The organism is Psychrobacter sp. UBA3480 (assembly GCF_002377945.1).
In the GTDB taxonomy this organism is placed as follows: Bacteria; Pseudomonadota; Gammaproteobacteria; order Pseudomonadales; family Moraxellaceae; genus Psychrobacter.
Genome location: NZ_DFQV01000011.1, coordinates 89,818 through 108,005 on the forward strand (window position 1 = coordinate 89,818; position 18,188 = coordinate 108,005).

Sequence of the window (18,188 nt, forward strand, 5' to 3'; positions counted from 1 at the left end):
CCACTCACATGGTAATGAATCACGTAACAAGCACTGTAGACAGCAACCGCGCATCATCAAACGATTTATTCAGCAGGCTTGTTGGTATCAGCTTGTGCTTTTTCGCGCACACGGATACCAAGCTCACGTAGTTGTTTGCTATCAACGCCAGCAGGTGCTTGGGTCAATGGGCAGTCAGCCGTTTTGGTTTTTGGGAAGGCGATAACGTCACGGATAGAGCTTGCGCCTACCATCAACATAATCAAACGATCCAAACCAAATGCTAGGCCGCCATGCGGTGGCGCACCAAATTTTAGAGCATCAAGTAAGAAACCAAATTTATCTTCAGCTTCTTGCTCACCAATACCCAACGCTTCAAGTACAGCTTGCTGCATATCATAAGTGTTGATACGTAAGCTACCACCACCAATCTCAGTACCGTTCAATACCATGTCATAAGCGATAGAAAGGGCAGATTCTGGGTTGTTTTTCAACTCTTCAACTGAGCCTTTAGGCTTAGTGAACGGATGATGCATCGACGTCCAACGACCATCGTCAGTCTCTTCAAACATTGGGAAGTCGGTCACCCAAAGTGGTGCCCATTCACAAGTCGTCATTTCAAGATCTAGACCGATTTTTTGGCGTAATGCACCAATTGCATCATTCACGACACTGGCTTTGTCCGCACCAAAGAAGATAATGTCGCCATCTTCTGCAGCAGTACGCTCGATCAAGCTCACAAGCACATCATCAGTCATGTTTTTGATGATAGGAGACTGTAGACCAGACTCTTTATCCACACCGTTGTTAATGCTGCTAGCGTCATTGACCTTGATATAAGCCAAACCGCGTGCGCCATAAATACCAACAAACTTGGTATAAGCATCGATTTGCTTACGGCTTAACGATGCGCCACCAGGGATACGTAGGGCAGCAACACGACCTTTAGGATCGTTTGCAGGACCGGCAAATACCTTAAAGTCAACGTCTTTCATCAAGTCTGCAACGTCAACCAACTTTAGAGGAATACGTAAATCAGGCTTGTCTGATGCATAGTCACGCATGGCTTCAGCGTAAGTCATGCGTGGGAACTGTTCAAACTCAACGTCCATCATTGTCTTAAACAAATGCTTGATAAGACCTTCGTTGATGTTCATGATTTCTTCTTCGTTCAAGAAAGAAGTCTCAATATCTACCTGAGTAAATTCAGGCTGACGATCGGCACGTAAATCTTCATCACGGAAGCATTTAGCAATTTGATAATAACGGTCAAAACCTGACACCATCAATAATTGCTTAAATAGCTGTGGTGACTGCGGCAGGGCAAAGAAGTTACCTGGACGAGTACGTGATGGTACAAGATAATCACGCGCACCTTCAGGCGTTGCACGAGTCAAGATAGGTGTCTCAACATCCAAGAAACCATGATCGTCTAAATAACGACGAATCGCTGAAGTCGCCTTGGCACGGAACACCATACGCTCTTGCATTTGCGGACGACGCATATCAAGATAACGATACTTCAGACGCAGGTCTTCAGATACAGTTGTTTTTTCGTCATTCAATGGGAATGGCGGTGTTTCAGACTTAGCTAGTACTTCAATTTCTTTGCCCAATAGCTCAATCTGGCCACTGGTCATATTATTATTTTCAGTACCTTCATAACGGCGACGTACGCGGCCAGTTATCTTTAGTACGTATTCAGGACGTACAGCATCAGCTGCTGCGAAAGCTTCTGGGGTATCAGGGTCGACCACGACCTGTAAGATACCTGCGCGGTCACGCATGTCTAAGAAAATCACGCCACCGTGATCGCGACGACGATGTACCCAGCCTACGATACTAATGGTTTGCTCAAGCAAGCTCTCGGTTACGGCTCCGCAATACTCGTCTCGGTATTCGCTATGCGTCATAGTGCTTTGCGTCATAATATGGTTATCCAGTTATCAGCCCAATTCGAAGTACAATAATGCAGCCATTGCTGTGCGTTTCAAGCTATTTGCAAAAAAAACACACAAACAACGCGATTAAGACATATGGTCATCACGTTGGCTGCAGAAAATTTGATATAAACGCATATTATGCCTAATCTGCCTTTGTTATACAACCGGCTGAGTTCAATCAAAGAACGGGAGTCTGTAAGTATCTGAGGTATTTATTCAGTGATATTTATATTGGGTTAAATATTGTCATCATGCTTGAAAACGCCGCTTAGTGTGCACATATCAACCGCACGCTAATAAAAACAGCCATATCAACATATTTACTGACTTGAGGATTTGTAACCATGCTATTTCATCCCCCTAAAAACCCTGTCGAGCTTAAAATACGGCACTTAAATGATGCTCAAAAGCAGCGCCGTGAAGATTTGATGGAAGCCACCCAAGGTAAAGCTGCCCTCAAACAGTTTAAAAAAGTCATGGCCAAAAAAGCCAAGCAAGCATTAAAAGCAAAAACTAAAAATAAGAAAAAACATACTGATGACAAGGCACAAGTTTTTGTGCTCGATTTTGACGGTGATATCAAAGCAACTGCGGTCAAACATTTGCGTGAAGAAATTAGTACTTTAATTAGTACCGCAAATAAAGGTGACGAAGTTATCGTCCGTCTCGAATCAGGCGGTGGTTTGGTACACGGTTATGGTTTGGCCGCAGCACAATTGGTTCGCCTAAAGGATGCTGGTTTAAAATTGACGGTCTGTGTCGATAAAGTGGCGGCGAGCGGTGGCTATATGATGGCTTGTGTTGCAGACAAGGTAGTAGCCGCACCATTCGCTATCATTGGTTCAATCGGTGTGGTGTCACAATTGCCAAACTTCCATAAATGGCTAAAAAACCATGACGTCGATTATGAGATGTTTACCGCTGGTGACTACAAGCGTACGGTAACTGTATTTGGTGAAAATGATGCCGAAGACCGTGCCAAATACCAAGAAGAGCTAGAACAGACGCATGAGCTATTTAAGCATTTCGTTAACACGTATCGTCCAGAACTCGATGTTGCCAAAGTAGCTACGGGTGAGCATTGGTATGGTGAAGATGCGCTAAAACTTAACTTGATTGATAGTCTACAGACTTCAGACAGCTATATTTTGGAACGTATGGAAGACAACGAAGTGTATGCACTATATTCACGTCAGAAGCCGACGTTAGCAGAAAAGTTAGGATTGGCTCAGGCAGCAGAAGCGACACTGAGCATGGCCGTAGATAAATTACCTGATGCACTTGCACGTTTTGATTTGGATAGTCGCCTAAATATTCTGAAATAATGTTAGTTATCATTATGATAGTTAAATAATGGTGTTTTAGTGCTCAGAAGTTTTTAGATACATTGTTTACATTTTGTAAAAGGCGTGGCCTAGCTGGTCGCGCCTTTTTGCTGTTTATTGACAATTGCTGTGTTATAAATGTAGCACACGGAAAACAGTATACGTGCGTGCACTAAAGCTCTAGTAGAGCTTTTTATCAACATTTGATTTAGACAATCAATAAAGAAAAGGAAGTCATTTATGTCTAACGACAATTTAATGTTTACCGCAACAGAACATGGTCAAGCCATGCATGCCAAAGTCAAAGCGTTCATTGAAACGAATATTGAACCCATCGAAGCCCAATTCTGGGAAGATTGTCATAAGAAAAACCCTGACGGTAACTGGGAAAACTGGGAGTGGCCAGAAGCCTACGAAAATTTGCGCAAACAAGCACGTGAAGAAGGTTTGTGGAATTTATTCCTGCCAGATGACACTTTAGGTGCAGGACTGTCAGTTACTGATTATGCGCCTATTGCAGAATTGACTGGTCGTAGTTTGCTAGCACCTCATGTATTCAACTGCAATGCCCCTGATAGCGGTAATATGGAACTATTGTGGCGCTACGGTACTCAAGAGCAGCAAGACAAGTGGCTTACCCCAATCCTAGAAGGTAAGACGCGCTCTGTGTTTTGTATGACTGAGCCTGATGTGGCATCAAGTGATGCAACCAATATGCAAGCAACAGCGGTAGTAGATGGTGATGAGATTGTCATCAATGGTAGTAAGTGGTGGTCATCTGGTCTTGGTGATCCAGCGGTTGATGTCTTGATTGTGATGGCATATACCGCGGATGAAAGTGCAGACCGTCATCATCAGCATTCGATGGTGCTTGTACCAGTCAATACTCCGGGTGTGAACATTAAACGTATGCTTAAAGTGTTTGGTGACTATGATGCACCGCACGGCCATGGTGAGATTAGCTTCGAAAATGTGCGTGTGCCAGTCAGCCACTTCATTGGTGGACCTGGTAAAGGTTTTGAGATTGCACAGGGTCGTCTAGGGCCAGGCCGTATTCATCATTGCATGCGCTGTATCGGTGCTGCCGAAAAATCTCTTGAATTAGCGGTCAAGCGTGGTATGTCACGTACTGCCTTTGGTAATCCATTACTACAATTGGGTGGTAACTTTGAGCGTATCAGCGAGGCCCGTATCAAAATCGACCAAGCACGCTTGCTAACATTGTACGCCGCCCAAAAAATGGATGCTCAAGGCACCAAAGCCGCATTGACTGAAATCTCTGCTATCAAAGTAGTGGCGCCAACTGTGCTACAAGAAGTGGTCGATATGGCGATTCAGATTCATGGTGGTATGGGCGTGTGTCAAGACACATTGCTACCAAACTTTTATGCGCAGGCACGTGTACTACGTTTAGCAGATGGTCCAGATGAAGTACATAAAACCATGATTGCTAAGCTAGAACTAAAACGTCAGGGCTTTAGTCGTTCTCCTAAGTCTGACAAAGCTTAAGCTTAATCTTAACAAACGGTTGTGTGAGTTAGTTTTGATTTGCTCACGCAACTATCAAGAATAAACCAATCAACATGCTAATTAAGAATTCACTATTAACAACTTAGTAGTGAATTTTTCATCACTAGAGCGAGTCCTCATCTCAAAAATGGTAATAAGCATGAGATAAATTGAATTGAATTGAGAACTAGCTCGCATATCTGTTATAAAAATAAATGACCACATGATAAGGAATGTCTCATGGCAACTGATAATAAAGTACTAGACAAAGGCGGTGCCGTACGCGAGGGTGAAGAGCTTGATGCCAAAGCAGTAAGTGAATGGCTTCGCGGTCAAGGTGTCGACGTAGTAGGCGAGCCTACAGTCACTCAGTTCTCAGGCGGCGCATCAAACTGGACGTATCGACTACAGTATGAAAGTGAAGATAAAAACCAAGATCTCATATTACGTCGTCCACCAAAAGGTACCAAGGCAAAATCTGCCCATGACATGGTGCGTGAGTACACCGTTCAAAAAGCGTTAAAAGATGCTTATCCTTATGTACCTGAGATGATTGCGCTATGTACGGATGAAGCTGTTATCGGCGCTGACTTTTATGTGATGGAGCGGATGGAAGGTATTATCCCTCGTGCAGAATTGCCAGAAGGTATCGATCTAAATCCTGAGCAAACGCGTCTGCTTTGCACCAATGTATTAGACGCTTTGGTAGAGCTACACCAGATAGACTATACCGAGCATCCTGATTTGGTCAACTTGGGCCGCGGTGAAGGCTACTGTGAACGCCAGATCAGTGGTTGGGATAAACGTTATGTCAAAGCAAAGACGCCAAACGTACCGAGCTTTGCATTGGTCAGACAATGGCTTGCTAAGCACACACCAGCTGATAGCAAAACTTGTATCATTCATAATGATTGGCGCTTTGACAATGTCATACTTGATGCGGATGAGCCGACCAAAGTGATTGGCGTGCTCGACTGGGAGATGGCAACCCTTGGCGATCCATTGATGGACTTGGGTAGTGCGTTGGCTTACTGGATTGAAGAAGATGATAATATCATCATGCAGCAATTCCGTCGTCAGCCAACACATTTAGAAGGTATGATGACGCGCGATGAAGTGGTTGAATATTATCTAAAACAGTCAGGTTTAGAGATAGATAACTGGACCTTCTATGAAGTGTTCGGATTGTTCCGCCTCTCAGGCATTATTCAGCAAATCTACTATCGTTATTATCATAAGCAAACCACCAATCCAGCATTCAAAAACGCTTGGCTCGTTATACATGTCATGCATGCTAAATGTCTCAAATTGATTGCGCAATATGAAGGTGAAGCTTTATTCAATGCGCATGTGCAGCCGCATTTAGAAGACATAGGCGTAGATGCTGCTGCTATCGAGCAGTTACCAAGCCCTGTTCAAAAAGTGGTCAAAAGTATTTTACCAAAAGGTTATTTTGCAAAAGCACCTGACTCTCCTGAAGCGTAAGCATTCAGCAAACCGTACTTTAGCAAATATGATAAAAGGTAATAATTGATGACAACCATACTTTTAGCACGTCATGGCCAAGCGTCTTTTGGACAAGAAAACTATGATCAACTCTCAGAACTAGGCACTGTTCAGGCACAAATGCTAGGTCAGCACTATGCAGCTACGCGGCGCCGCATTGATGCCATATTTACTGGTAGGTTGGTTCGACAGCAAGACTCAGCACGTCATTTTTGGGAGCGTTACCAATCATCTACACATGCCAATAATACCAATGGCACAGCTACTGCGCCCGCAATCAACTTTGATCAGCCTGATAGTTATATTCTGCCGCAGTTTGATGAATTTAATCACAAAGACGTGTTCGTTAAGTCAGCAGAAGCATCGGGAAATCGATCTGACATCTCAGCTGAAGTGGCCAAAGCAGAATCGCCAGCCACGCGACTGGCTGAGCTATTTGATCAAGCGATGCAACGCTGGCATGCTGGTGACAATGACCAAGATTATATTGAAAGTTGGCCACAGTTTAATGATCGTGCACAGCAAGCCCTTGAACAAGTGCGTACAAAAGTAGCAAACATGAGCTTAGATCAGGACAGTACCGTGCTCGTATTCACTTCAGGTGGTGTCATCGCTGCAATCACTGCCCAGTTATTGCGACAAGGCAGTCAGACTGCTTATCAGCTGAATAAAAGCTTGGTCAACACGGGTGTGACCTCTATTACTTTAAAGAATCAAAGTTCTCGCTTGTTGTCTTTAAATGAATACAGTCATTTATTTTCTGATGGTAAACCATTCGTGACATGGCGATAAATTTATATATGACTTGCGAATAATGTAGTGTCATACCTATTTAAGGTATAAGCACTATCAGCGTTTATACTAGATACCGATTTGATTCTGTGTAATATCGATACACAAAGGACTGTACATGCAAAACAAATTAATAAAATTGGTTGCTAAAAGTGCGCGCCATAGCAAAGACCAGATAGTAGGCGCGGTTCGGCCTGCAAGCTATCTAAAAGACCTGAGTCAGCAGCAAGTAGGCAACGGTAAAACGGTGCTTATCACAGGTGCCAGTTCAGGTCTGGGCGAGGGCATGGCAAGACTGTTTGCTAGCCTTGGCTACAACTTGGCTATATGCGCGCGTCGCACTGATCGTTTAGAACAGTTAAAATCGGAGATGATGAACAAATATCCTGATATTCGAGTCGAATACCAAGCACTAGATGTGAGTGATTACGATACGGTCTTTCAAGTGTTTGATGCTTTTGCAGATGATTTCGGTAGCATTGAGCGAGTAGTGGTCAATGCGGGTATTGGTGATAGCCGCCGCATTGGTAAAGGACATTTTGAAACCAATCGTCGCACTGCTGATGTCAATTTTGTCGCCGCACTGGCACAGTGTGAAGCCGCCATGAATATCTTCCGTGCTCAAAACAGCGGGCATTTGGTCGTGATATCTAGCATGTCAGCCATGCGTGGATTGCCTAGGCATCTGACAACCTATGGTGCAAGTAAAGCTGGTTTGGCTCACTTAGCAGAAGGCATTCGTGCTGATATGCTTTTGACCAATTTACCTATTAAAGTTTCTACAATTTACCCAGGTTATATTCGCACCGAAATCAACGAAGGTTCTAAGCCATTACCATTTGAAGTCGATACAGATACTGGTACTAAAGCAATTGTCGCAGCTATTGAAGCGGGTGTGGATGAAGCCTGTGTGCCGAGCCTACCTTGGTCTATGGTCAGTCATGCGATGAAGCACTTGCCATTACAGGTAATGAATAAACTAAGCTGATTTTCTTAAAGCAGAAAAGAAGAAGCCCACTATTATTGTAGTGGGCTTCTTCTATTTGCTCTGAAATAGCAGGGCAAGTATTACAACGTTTGAGGATTATTTGACATATGCTGTTCACGCAGCTTTTGACGCAGTACTTTACCAACATTACTCTTTGGTAATTCACTGACAAACTCAATATGACGTGGACATTTATAACCAGTCAAATTGTCCAGCGCAAATTCTTTGATGACTTCTTTAGTGACATTGTTATCGGCAGGTACGATATAAATTTTAACCGCTTCACCTTGGTGGTCATCAGGAATACCAATTACTGCGCAATCTACGATACCATCACAATCGAGCATGACAGATTCGATTTCATTAGGGAATACATTGAATCCTGAAACCAAGATCATATCTTTTTTACGATCTAGTAGGGTGATATAGCCTTTTTCATCCATACTGATGATATCACCTGTACGGAAGTAGCCGTCGCTTGTGAAATCATTGGTATTGTCTTTATTAAAGTAACCAGACGTAATATTAGGGCCTTTAATACACATTTCGCCTGCTTGATTTAGGCCCACACGTTTGCCACTGTCATCTACTACAATGATATCGACGCTAGGAACAGGTATGCCAATAGTACCGTTGAATTTACGATCAGTAATCACGTTAGCAGTACCTGCCGCAACACCTTCCGTCATACCCCAACCTTCAACCATAGGGCAGCCAGTTACTTCTAACCAACGTGCTGCAGTTTGCTCAGTTGCCGCCATACCACCAGCCTGAGTGATACGTAATGAACTAAAATCTAAGTTTTTAAAGTTTGGCTGGTCAAGTAACCCTTTGAATAGAGTGTTTACGGCAGGGAAGATGTGGAATGGTTGTTTTGATAACGTTTTAATAAACCCTGGCATATCGCGCGGATTAGGTACTAGGATAAAGGTATAACCTGAACGCATACCGAGCAGACTCAGCATGAAGGCAAAAATATGATACAAAGGCAGCGCCATCACCATATTGATATAGACTTCATTGATGTCTGAAGTAACAGGACGATACCATGCTTCTGACTGCATAGCAGCAGCGACGACATTACGTTGTGTTAGGACAGCACCTTTAGATAACCCAGTCGTACCACCTGTATACTGCAAAATAGCTTTCTGTTGTAGGGTGGTTTTTGGCGCTTGAATCGGTAGATTCTTACCTTTCTTTAGAACTTCAGGGAACTTAGTAACGTCATACTTAGGATCGTTTAGGTTGTACTTTGGAACCAAGCGTTTGACCTGACGGATGACAGTATTGACCAAAATACCTTTTAGACCCATCATATCGCCCATTTTTGACAGCACGATACGTTTGATATTGGTTTCTTCAATGACTTGCTCTAAGGCTTGAGCAAAGTTGTCAACAACAAAAATAACCTGAGCGCCCGAGTCGTTCAATTGATGACGCAACTCGCGACCCGTATATAGTGGGTTTACTGGAGTGCAAACATAACCTGCACGTAGAATACCAATCATAGTTGGTAGATATTGGGGAACGTTTGGCATCATAAGAGCTACTACACTGCCTTTAGGTAGGCCTTGTGCTTGTAACCATGCTGCTACTGCAAGTGAGGCTGTATCAACGTCGCCATAAGTATGTGTAACACCCATACAGATAGTCATCGGATGCATACGAAAGCGGTTAAAACACTCTTCATATAACTCTATGAGGCTTTCATATTGATCAGGATTAATCGTCTTGGGTACGTTTTCTGGATATTGAGCAAGCCAAGGTTTATCTACTGTCATGATTAGTGTCCTTAAATATTGAAATAAGTTAAGGCTCTATAAAAAAGTAGTCACGTCCATGTCAACAATTCAAGTTGCTGCTCCATTAGCAAGAAATTGTCGAGTGCTATCCTATGTATTCACATACTGCTAAAATATGGGGCCTATATAAAGTTTGATTTAACCACAAAGCGTAAACATCTAAGTAGATTAAAAAGCCGATTACTATTTTTGATAATGAAAATGACCACTTGTAAAATAATATTAATCAATTGGCCTTAATTAAAAGTACTATAATATTAAAATAACAGAAAGTATAGTGACACATTTTGGCGATACATTAACATAACTACAACTAGGTCTGTTATTCTTATACAAGAACTTGATAGTTTATAATTAAATTTGATAAATAAAAGAATATATGTTGTAGGATACAGTTATTGAGCAATTGGTTCATAAAAATAAATCACTGTCTTATCAAATAACTATCATTACCTGTATTAAGAAAACCAGAATAATTAATTTTATGAATATAATAACGAGAGTTTTAGAAGAGTATTCTCAAATATAAATAATTAAGAATAAATATGCTAAAGAGCATCCTACATTAAATGTAAGGTGCTCTTTAGTAAAAGTAAAATTAAATTTTTGAAAAGTTAAAATTTAAGGTTGTTTTATCTTTGTGGGTAATCTGCATTATGCTTTTCACGCAATTTTTGACGCAGTACTTTACCGACATTACTTTTTGGTAGGTCACTCACAAACTCGATGTGGCGTGGACACTTATAACCCGTTAGATTATCTAAGGCAAAGTCTGTAATCACTTCTTTGGTAACATTATTGTCTTCAGGTACTACGTATATTTTGACCGCTTCACCTTGATGATCGTCAGGAATACCAATTACTGCGCAGTCAAGAATACCATCACAGTCAAGCATCACAGACTCAATTTCGTTCGGGAATACATTAAATCCTGAAACCAAAATCATATCTTTTTTACGATCGAGCAGTTTAATATAACCCTTGTCATCCATGCTGACGATATCACCAGTACGGAAATAACCATCACTAGTAAAATCAGCACTACTGTCTCTATTCAGATATCCAGAGGTTACGTTAGGGCCTTTAATACATAGCTCACCCCCTTCGTTTAAACCTACATGCTTGCCATCTTCATCAATAATGATGACATCGACACCAGGGGCTGGTACACCGATAGTACCGTTAAACTCACGATTGGTAATAACGTTGGCGGTACCGACTGCAACGCCTTCTGTCATACCCCAACCTTCGATCATCGCGCAGCCAGTCACTTCTAACCATCGATTCGCAGTTTGCTCAGTAGCCGCCATACCACCAGCTTGTGAGATACGCAAAGAGCTAAAGTCCAAATCTTTAAAGTTTGGATTATCGAGCAGCCCCTTAAAGAGGGTATTAACTGCAGGGAAAATATGGAACGGTTGTTTTGACAAGGTTTTGACGAATCCTGGAATATCGCGAGGATTGGGTATCAATATAAAAGTATAACCTGAACGCATACCAAGTAAACTCAACATGAATGCGAAGATATGATACAACGGCAGTGCCATTACCATATTGATATATACTTCATTAATTTCTGATGTGATAGGGCGGGTCCATGCTTCTGATTGCATCGCTGCTGCTACGATATTACGCTGCGATAAAATAGCGCCTTTCGAAAGTCCTGTGGTACCACCTGTATATTGCAAAAATGCTTTTTGGTCCAGAGACATGGTTGGTTGTTGAAAAGGTAAGTTTTTACCTTTTTTTAGCACGTCAGGGAATTTAGTGACATGGTATTTGGGGTCATTGAGATTATACTTGGGTACTAAGCGTTTGACCTGACGAATAATCGTATTGACCAAAATACCTTTCAAACCCATCATATCGCCCATTTTCGATAGGATCACACGTTTGATAGCCGTTTCTTCAATGACTTGCTCAAGCGCTTGGGCAAAGTTATCGACCACAAAGATCGCTTGAGCACCAGAATCGTTAAGCTGATGGCGTAATTCTCGGCCAGTATATAGAGGATTAACAGGGGTACAAACGTAGCCTGCACGCAAAATGCCAATCATGGTTGGTAGATACTGCGGAACGTTTGGCATCATCAAAGCGACGACACTACCTTTTGGCAAGCCTTGGTTCTGTAGCCAAGCAGCGACTGCCATTGAAGCGTTATCAATATCACCATAAGTATGAGTCACTCCCATACAAATGCTCATCGGATGTCCACGGAAGCGATCGAAGCATTCTTCGTACAGCTCCATGATGCTGCTATATCTATCGGGATTAATGGTTTTTGGCACACCGGCTGGATATTGAGAAAGCCAAGGTTTGTTCGATATCATAGTTAGCATCCTTGCGATTTGATATAGGCTAAAATGGTTTAAGAGGATAGTTGTTAATTTATCAATAGTACAAACCACCACTTATTTAGGCGATATATACTATATTCAATAGCATCCTTGTCTATTGATTAATAGCTAGTCTTTTTGCTGCTATCACAGCATTCTATTTAATAAATATTTAGATAAAGCATTAAATAGAACAAACAAATAAAATGTTTAGTAATAAAAATAATGCTCGTTCTTAAACTGTTTATCTGCTGCTTACAAATAAAGTATCAAAAAAACGATACATTTGAGCAATACATTAGCATGAATTTAGTCTAAAACAATAACAGTAAGCGATACTGATCAGTACATATATTAACTTATAAGAATATAGTAACTTTGTTAGCTGCCAAAAGAAGGATTAGATAATTAATATTGGTGAGCTGACAAAAAACACAGGATGTAGATGCTAAGACTATTGCGGTAAAATGAATTGATCTTTTTTATTAAAGAAACGTCGATAAATAAGTAAGGCACTGATGGTGCAGCCAAGCGTGCTGCTGACACATATCAGGAACATAGTGACTATTTGATAGCGTACGGCTTGAGTGGGATCGGCGCCCGCTAGGATTTGACCCGTCATCATGCCTGGTAAGCTAACAATACCGACGACTAGCATAGAGTTTAAAGTTGGAGTCATACCATTAGTGATAGCTGCTTTTATCTGCTCATGGACGGCTTCGAATGGTTTGGCAGATAGACTGAGCATCATCTCTATACGCCCAGATTGCTCATGAAAGGATTCAATCAATTGATTGCTAGTCAACGAAATGGCAGTCAGAGAGTTACCTAATATCAGACCTAATATGGGAATAATGAATTGCGGTGTATACCAAGGCTCAACATTCAAAATCGCTATAATGGCAATCGCCGTTACTAATATTGCTGAAATGCCGACTGCCAATAACGTATCTATTAATAACCCCTTATAACTGCGTTTAACGCGATTTTTGGCGGCACTTCCTGCAATTAAAGTCATGACTGTTAATATGATTAGCACTTCATACCATTGTTCACGTGCAAAAATCCACGCCAGTATCAGCCCAATAAAGCTAAGCTGTATGATCGTACGAAATGCCGCTATCAAAAGGGTCTTGCTTAGCTTTAAACGTAAGCGCCAAGAGATGAGCAATACGATGATAATTAGGCTGCTAGCAAGAGCGATATCACCATAAGTGAGAAAAATTTGCATATCATTCGTACCACTCATATGAGCTTATTTATGAAGTAATAATACAAGGTGAGGGTTAAGGTTATTAACGTGCCAAATTGTCTGAGCAACTAAGCGACGACTTACTCATTTGATTAAATATTGCCAATCAAGAAGATGTCAAGGGTCTACGGTGAGTACACCTGCTTGCATGTGCCAATGTCTATTTGCCAAAGGCATGATATCTTTTGTGTCGTGAGTCACCCATAGGAGTGTACGCTGCGCATCTGCGTGCAACCAGTTGATTAGCAAGTTGACTAGCTGTGCTGAAGTGTCAATGTCCAAAGCGGCAGTTGGTTCATCTAGCAATAACACTTGTGGACTGAGTTGCAATAGACGCAATGTATTGACCAGTTGGCGCTCGCCACCAGATAAGTGCTTGGCATCTTGTTGCAAAAAATCCGCACTTCTATCTAAATGTTCAAGCTGAGCAACATGCCAGTCTCTATCAAAAGTCTGCGACTGGTGAGCATATAATTGATAAGGCATTTGTAAGTTTTCAAGGACACTGCCATCTAACAACTGTGGATGCTGAGCGAGTAGGGCAACTTGCTGGCGCCACCGTATAGTTGCAGTCTTATGAATATCGTGATAAACATTACTTGACGTGCCATCATCCAAACGAACAGTACCGCTGCTCATGGGTAATAATCCTGCCAATACTCGTAATAGTACTGATTTACCGCTACCCGATGCTCCAGTTAAAACAGTGACTTGCCCTGACAATAGCGTACCGCTCGCACCGCTTATTAGCGTTCGATCATGAATTGATGGCTCTTTATCTAGTGAAGTGTTTACGGTTAGCTTGCTTGTCCATTTTTGATAAATGCTAGACGGCATAGAGATTTTATTGGAGGCTTCTTTGCTATCTTTAATGCTATGAGTACGTATCGTTCGTTGGCTATGTACCCATAGATTATCAAATTCAAACAACACTCTACCCGTATCTATGCTCATAGCGTTCTACTACTGCCCATTTACTTGCTCGTCGATAGCTTGTTCGATCGTAACGCGCAGTTTTTTTGGTACACGAATAGGACGCATTGGTGGAGTTGTCGCTGAAGTATCTGATTTATCGCTGCCTATTTCATCATTACTCATTGGCTCTGGTTTGACGAGGTTTTGTACGCAGGCAATAACGATTTTGGTGTTGCTTAGTAGCTGGCTATTACCTGTTTCGGTAGAGCCATGACTTGGTAGATTGCGATATATGCTTTGGTAAAATATGATGCTGGCAGGTTTTAGTTCCACTTTATCAATACGTACGCTAATTACCTCGTCTAATAGAATGGCTCTTTTGTATTGCAAGTCTGCCTGACTCACGACAAAATGCTGCACTTCACCACTGTCAGTCTGCAAAAAATAGCCATTTAAGCCCAGCTCAGTAAACCAGTCGCGTCGGCAGTTTTCAAAAAACACCAAGTGATTGGCGTGATAGACTATACCGCCAGCATCAGTATGGTTAATATAGACGTTATAATCTTTAGCAAATAATGGTTTGGTGTCATCATTCATGGCTGATGTCGTATTTTTTTGCTTAATTGTTGTCATAGTGATGCTCAATATTTTTAATAAGTATTGTTGAATAAAAGTGTTTCAGATAGACCAATAATAGATAGTGCTTATAATAGAGTTACTCTAGCTCAAGATATCAGGGCATGCAACCGCTAGAGCCGCTTACATTTGTTATCATAGTCGTTTATATTTCACCCATTTATAGAGCGCTATATTCTAACCAATCAGTATAGGACAGTTTATGACCCGTTTTGTCAGTTTTAACATCAATGGTATCCGTGCACGTCAGCATCAGCTCGAGGCGGTGCGTGAGGTAATCGATCCTGATGTCATGGGCCTACAAGAAACCAAGGTTCATGATGATCAATTTCCGCTTAGCGATATCGAAGGCCTGGGCTACCACGTCGAGTACTTTGGACAAAAAGGGCATTACGGCGTTGCACTATTATCCAAAGCTGCACCTGTATTTGTACAAAAAGGCTTTCCTGGCGAAGATGAAGAAGCCCAAAAGCGTTTTATCCATGCACGTTATGAGTTTGAAGGTCGTGAAGTAGATGTACTCAATGGTTACTTTCCGCAAGGAGAAAGCCAAGATCACCCGACCAAATTTCCAATGAAGCGCGCTTATTATGCCAATCTGATGGCTTATATTGATACGCTAAAAGCGGAAGGTCGTTCGATTATCGTCATGGGTGATATGAATATCGCACCAGAAGATATCGATATTGGTATTGGTGAAGTTAATGCCAAGCGTTGGTTGAAAAATAGAAAAACCTCATTTCTGCCAGAAGAGCGCGAATGGTATTCGGCATTGATGTCACGTGAGTTAACAGATACTTACCGTCTGCATTATCCAGAGAGCACTGAGTTATACAGCTGGTTTGATTATCGCAGTCGCGGCTTCAATGATGAACCTAAGCGCGGGTTACGTATTGATCATATTCTATGTACTTCAGACTTAATCGATAAATGTATCGATGCTGGTATCAGTTATGAGCTACGTGCTATGGAAAAACCATCTGACCATGCACCAATTTGGTCAGCATTTGACTTAAAGAAACCGTAATACTTATATACCGTGATACCTATATATAGTCAATCTCATGTCAATTAGATACGATGATTAGCTTGTTCAGTCTGCTTATTGTAGCACTGTAGCTAGCTCTCCTTGTATTTAAACTGTCTTGAACTGACTATATATTTATCACTTCGTATTTCATAAATAACGATAAAAATTGAAGAATAAGGATTTTATTATGGCTGTTGGAAATGTATCAGTACCTGACGTTATCTATCCTATCGACGGTATCAAACTCAGTGCCACAGCGGCAGGCATTCGCTACAAAGACCGCGATGATCTAGTAGTTATCGAAATATCGGATAAAGCTACTACTGCGGTTGTAACCACTAAAAATACCTTTTGTGCCGCGCCAGTGCGAGTATTGCGTGAGCACCTTGCTAAGGTTAGTCCGCGCTATTTAGTCACTAATACTGGTAACGCAAATGCAGGTACGGGCTCTGATGGTAAGCGCCGTGCCCTTGATATCTGTACAGCGTTGGCTGAAAAGGCCGGTGTAGATACCAATACGATATTGCCATTCTCTACCGGCGTGATTGGTGAGCCTTTAAATAGTGATGCGGTTATCGCAGGTCTGGATAATGCATTGGCTAACCTAGCGCCTGATAGCTGGCTAGCCGCTGCTAATGGCATTCGTACGACAGATACCATTCCTAAATTGGCCAGTCAAAAAATTGATGTAGCAGGTACTAGCTATCATATCACTGGTATGTCTAAGGGCTCAGGAATGATACGGCCAAATATGGCGACTATGCTGGGCTATGTGGCGACAGATGCCAACATCGCAGCTGACTTATTACAAGAAATGCTAAGCGCTATCAATGAGCAGTCCTTCAACCGCATTACTGTTGATGGTGATACCTCAACCAATGACTGTTGTGTGTTGATTGCAACAGGCGCTGCTAGCTCAGAGGTGATTGATAGTCCAGAGCATCCACATTATCAGCCTGTATTCGATGCATTAGCTGGTGTGTTTGTTCGCCTGGCACAATTGATTGTGCGTGATGGCGAAGGCGCTACTAAATTTATGACGGTCAAAGTGACTGGCGGTCAAACCACGCAAGAATGCTGTGATGTGGCTTATGCAGTCGCACATTCACCCTTAGTAAAAACGGCATTCTTTGCTAGTGATGCTAACTGGGGACGCATATTAGCAGCAGTGGGTTATGCTGGTATCGAAGATCTAGACACAGAGCAAGTCGATGTGTATCTAGACGAGGTAATGATTTGCCAAAATGGCGGTGTTGCACCTGACTATACAGAAGAGGCGGGCAAAACAGTCATGAGCCGACCTGAGATTACCATTCATATCGACCTTGCACGTGGTGATGCTAGCGATACCGTATATACCTGCGACTTGTCATACGATTATGTCAAAATAAACGCTGATTATCGTAGCTAGTCATTCTTAACAAAACAGAATTTGCATAGTTTTATAAGAGCCAGAACAAATATTGTTCTGGCTTTTTAATGTCACTCATCTCCTCAGTAGCAAATAACTCCGCTATTTAATACGCTTCATTAACATCAGTTGCAAAAGCTGACGTTACTTTACAAAGCAGTCATAGAGGGTAAGACGACTAGCGACCTATACTGGTTTCAGTAAGAAGCAAACAACCTTATTAGCTTGTAGCAAAGCAAGATAAGGTGTTCAAAATAATAAGCATCTAAGTAACAATAAGTCAGTAGCTAGGCCAGTAAATGAGCTAGTAACTAAGCTATCAATAAAGAATCAATAATAAATTATCTGAGGATTGAATGATGAAGAAATTAGCACTTGCAGCATTGATGACAACTTTTGCCCTTTCTGGTTGCTCTACGATGGGTATGGACAATGAGCGCACGATGGTTGTTGAAGGACAACCTATGAATGTAAAAGTAGTAAATATTCCAAGTTTTGAAGTGGAAATTGCACCGCGTAAAGCAGTATGTGACTTGACTGCTACTGATGGCAGCATGGTTGAATCACAGTGCTTGCAGTATCGTCAGACCTATCAGAAAAACTACACCACGCTAAATGGTAATATTCAAGGCTTTACCTATGAGCCGAACTACCGTTATGTCCTAGATGTACGCCAAGAAGCAGTAACAGCAGAAGGCTCAAATGTCGTGCAGCCAGTTTGGATTCTAAATGAAGTGGTATCAAAAACTGCTGAATAATATTGA

14 protein-coding genes are annotated in these 18,188 nt (G+C 41.9%); 8 read left to right on the forward strand and 6 right to left on the reverse strand.

What is annotated here, in order from left to right; translation table 11 throughout:
* Positions 1–65: 65 nt before the first annotated feature.
* On the reverse strand, positions 66–1,892 hold the full coding sequence (gene aspS, locus B2863_RS04260; protein WP_191115386.1) for an aspartate--tRNA ligase: 1,827 nt from the start codon (positions 1,890–1,892) through the stop codon (positions 66–68).
* A 374-nt stretch (positions 1,893–2,266) separates the two neighbouring features.
* On the opposite strand from aspS, the gene sohB reads away from it, so the two are divergent.
* The 5 genes from sohB (at position 2,267) to B2863_RS04285 (ending at position 8,042) form a co-directional block, all read left to right on the forward strand.
* Complete coding sequence (gene sohB / locus B2863_RS04265) at positions 2,267–3,247, forward strand: protease SohB (RefSeq protein ID WP_296207758.1); 981 nt, start codon at positions 2,267–2,269, stop codon at positions 3,245–3,247.
* 258 nt (positions 3,248–3,505) lie between these two features.
* Entirely contained in the window at positions 3,506–4,756 is a 1,251-nt protein-coding gene (locus tag B2863_RS04270; protein WP_296207817.1) for an acyl-CoA dehydrogenase family protein, read from the forward strand.
* Positions 4,757–4,996: 240 nt separating this feature from the next.
* Positions 4,997–6,241 carry a phosphotransferase family protein gene (locus B2863_RS04275; RefSeq protein ID WP_296207760.1) on the forward strand — a complete coding sequence of 415 codons (1,245 nt, stop codon included), beginning with the start codon at positions 4,997–4,999 and terminating at the stop codon, positions 6,239–6,241.
* Positions 6,242–6,289: 48 nt separating this feature from the next.
* Complete coding sequence (locus B2863_RS04280) at positions 6,290–7,054, forward strand: histidine phosphatase family protein (RefSeq protein WP_296207762.1); 765 nt, start codon at positions 6,290–6,292, stop codon at positions 7,052–7,054.
* Positions 7,055–7,172: 118 nt separating this feature from the next.
* Complete coding sequence (locus tag B2863_RS04285) at positions 7,173–8,042, forward strand: SDR family oxidoreductase (RefSeq protein WP_296207763.1); 870 nt, start codon at positions 7,173–7,175, stop codon at positions 8,040–8,042.
* 80 nt (positions 8,043–8,122) lie between these two features.
* Here the strand turns inward: B2863_RS04285 and B2863_RS04290 are convergent, their stop codons facing one another.
* The 5 genes from B2863_RS04290 to B2863_RS04310 all read right to left on the reverse strand — a co-directional run bounded on the left by B2863_RS04290 (position 8,123) and on the right by B2863_RS04310 (position 14,980).
* Positions 8,123–9,823 (reverse strand): AMP-binding protein, encoded by a 1,701-nt coding sequence (locus B2863_RS04290; RefSeq protein ID WP_296207764.1) that lies wholly within the window; start codon positions 9,821–9,823, stop codon positions 8,123–8,125.
* A gap of 653 nt (positions 9,824–10,476) precedes the next feature.
* A complete protein-coding gene (locus B2863_RS04295) occupies positions 10,477–12,174 on the reverse strand; it encodes an AMP-binding protein (RefSeq protein ID WP_296207766.1) in 1,698 nt (565 codons plus the stop codon).
* Positions 12,175–12,634: 460 nt separating this feature from the next.
* Complete coding sequence (locus B2863_RS04300) at positions 12,635–13,411, reverse strand: ABC transporter permease (RefSeq protein WP_296207767.1); 777 nt, start codon at positions 13,409–13,411, stop codon at positions 12,635–12,637.
* A gap of 138 nt (positions 13,412–13,549) precedes the next feature.
* Positions 13,550–14,386: an ABC transporter ATP-binding protein gene (locus B2863_RS04305; RefSeq protein WP_296207768.1), complete on the reverse strand. Its 837-nt coding sequence runs from the start codon at positions 14,384–14,386 to the stop codon at positions 13,550–13,552.
* A gap of 9 nt (positions 14,387–14,395) precedes the next feature.
* Positions 14,396–14,980 carry a hotdog domain-containing protein gene (locus B2863_RS04310; protein WP_296207770.1) on the reverse strand — a complete coding sequence of 195 codons (585 nt, stop codon included), beginning with the start codon at positions 14,978–14,980 and terminating at the stop codon, positions 14,396–14,398.
* 205 nt (positions 14,981–15,185) lie between these two features.
* On the opposite strand from B2863_RS04310, the gene xthA reads away from it, so the two are divergent.
* From xthA to B2863_RS04325, 3 genes are all read left to right on the forward strand, one after another.
* Positions 15,186–16,010 (forward strand): exodeoxyribonuclease III, encoded by an 825-nt coding sequence (xthA, locus tag B2863_RS04315; protein WP_057759777.1) that lies wholly within the window; start codon positions 15,186–15,188, stop codon positions 16,008–16,010.
* A 190-nt stretch (positions 16,011–16,200) separates the two neighbouring features.
* Positions 16,201–17,424, forward strand: coding sequence for a bifunctional glutamate N-acetyltransferase/amino-acid acetyltransferase ArgJ (gene argJ / locus B2863_RS04320; RefSeq protein WP_296207772.1), 1,224 nt, complete (start codon positions 16,201–16,203; stop codon positions 17,422–17,424).
* Between the two features lie 356 nt (positions 17,425–17,780).
* Positions 17,781–18,182 (forward strand): DUF4377 domain-containing protein, encoded by a 402-nt coding sequence (locus B2863_RS04325; RefSeq protein ID WP_296207775.1) that lies wholly within the window; start codon positions 17,781–17,783, stop codon positions 18,180–18,182.
* Positions 18,183–18,188 lie beyond the last annotated feature (6 nt).

Bases quoted from the DNA above. Each gene is read 5' to 3' on its own strand.
- aspS (WP_191115386.1), bottom strand. From the start codon at position 1,892: ATGACGCATAGCGAATACCGAGACGAGTATTGCGGAGCCGTAACCGAG.
- sohB (WP_296207758.1), top strand. From the start codon at position 2,267: ATGCTATTTCATCCCCCTAAAAACCCTGTCGAGCTTAAAATACGGCAC.
- B2863_RS04270 (WP_296207817.1), top strand. From the start codon at position 3,506: ATGTTTACCGCAACAGAACATGGTCAAGCCATGCATGCCAAAGTCAAA.
- B2863_RS04275 (WP_296207760.1), top strand. From the start codon at position 4,997: ATGGCAACTGATAATAAAGTACTAGACAAAGGCGGTGCCGTACGCGAG.
- B2863_RS04280 (WP_296207762.1), top strand. From the start codon at position 6,290: ATGACAACCATACTTTTAGCACGTCATGGCCAAGCGTCTTTTGGACAA.
- B2863_RS04285 (WP_296207763.1), top strand. From the start codon at position 7,173: ATGCAAAACAAATTAATAAAATTGGTTGCTAAAAGTGCGCGCCATAGC.
- B2863_RS04290 (WP_296207764.1), bottom strand. From the start codon at position 9,823: ATGACAGTAGATAAACCTTGGCTTGCTCAATATCCAGAAAACGTACCC.
- B2863_RS04295 (WP_296207766.1), bottom strand. From the start codon at position 12,174: ATGATATCGAACAAACCTTGGCTTTCTCAATATCCAGCCGGTGTGCCA.
- B2863_RS04300 (WP_296207767.1), bottom strand. From the start codon at position 13,411: ATGCAAATTTTTCTCACTTATGGTGATATCGCTCTTGCTAGCAGCCTA.
- B2863_RS04305 (WP_296207768.1), bottom strand. From the start codon at position 14,386: ATGAGCATAGATACGGGTAGAGTGTTGTTTGAATTTGATAATCTATGG.
- B2863_RS04310 (WP_296207770.1), bottom strand. From the start codon at position 14,980: ATGACAACAATTAAGCAAAAAAATACGACATCAGCCATGAATGATGAC.
- xthA (WP_057759777.1), top strand. From the start codon at position 15,186: ATGACCCGTTTTGTCAGTTTTAACATCAATGGTATCCGTGCACGTCAG.
- argJ (WP_296207772.1), top strand. From the start codon at position 16,201: ATGGCTGTTGGAAATGTATCAGTACCTGACGTTATCTATCCTATCGAC.
- B2863_RS04325 (WP_296207775.1), top strand. From the start codon at position 17,781: ATGATGAAGAAATTAGCACTTGCAGCATTGATGACAACTTTTGCCCTT.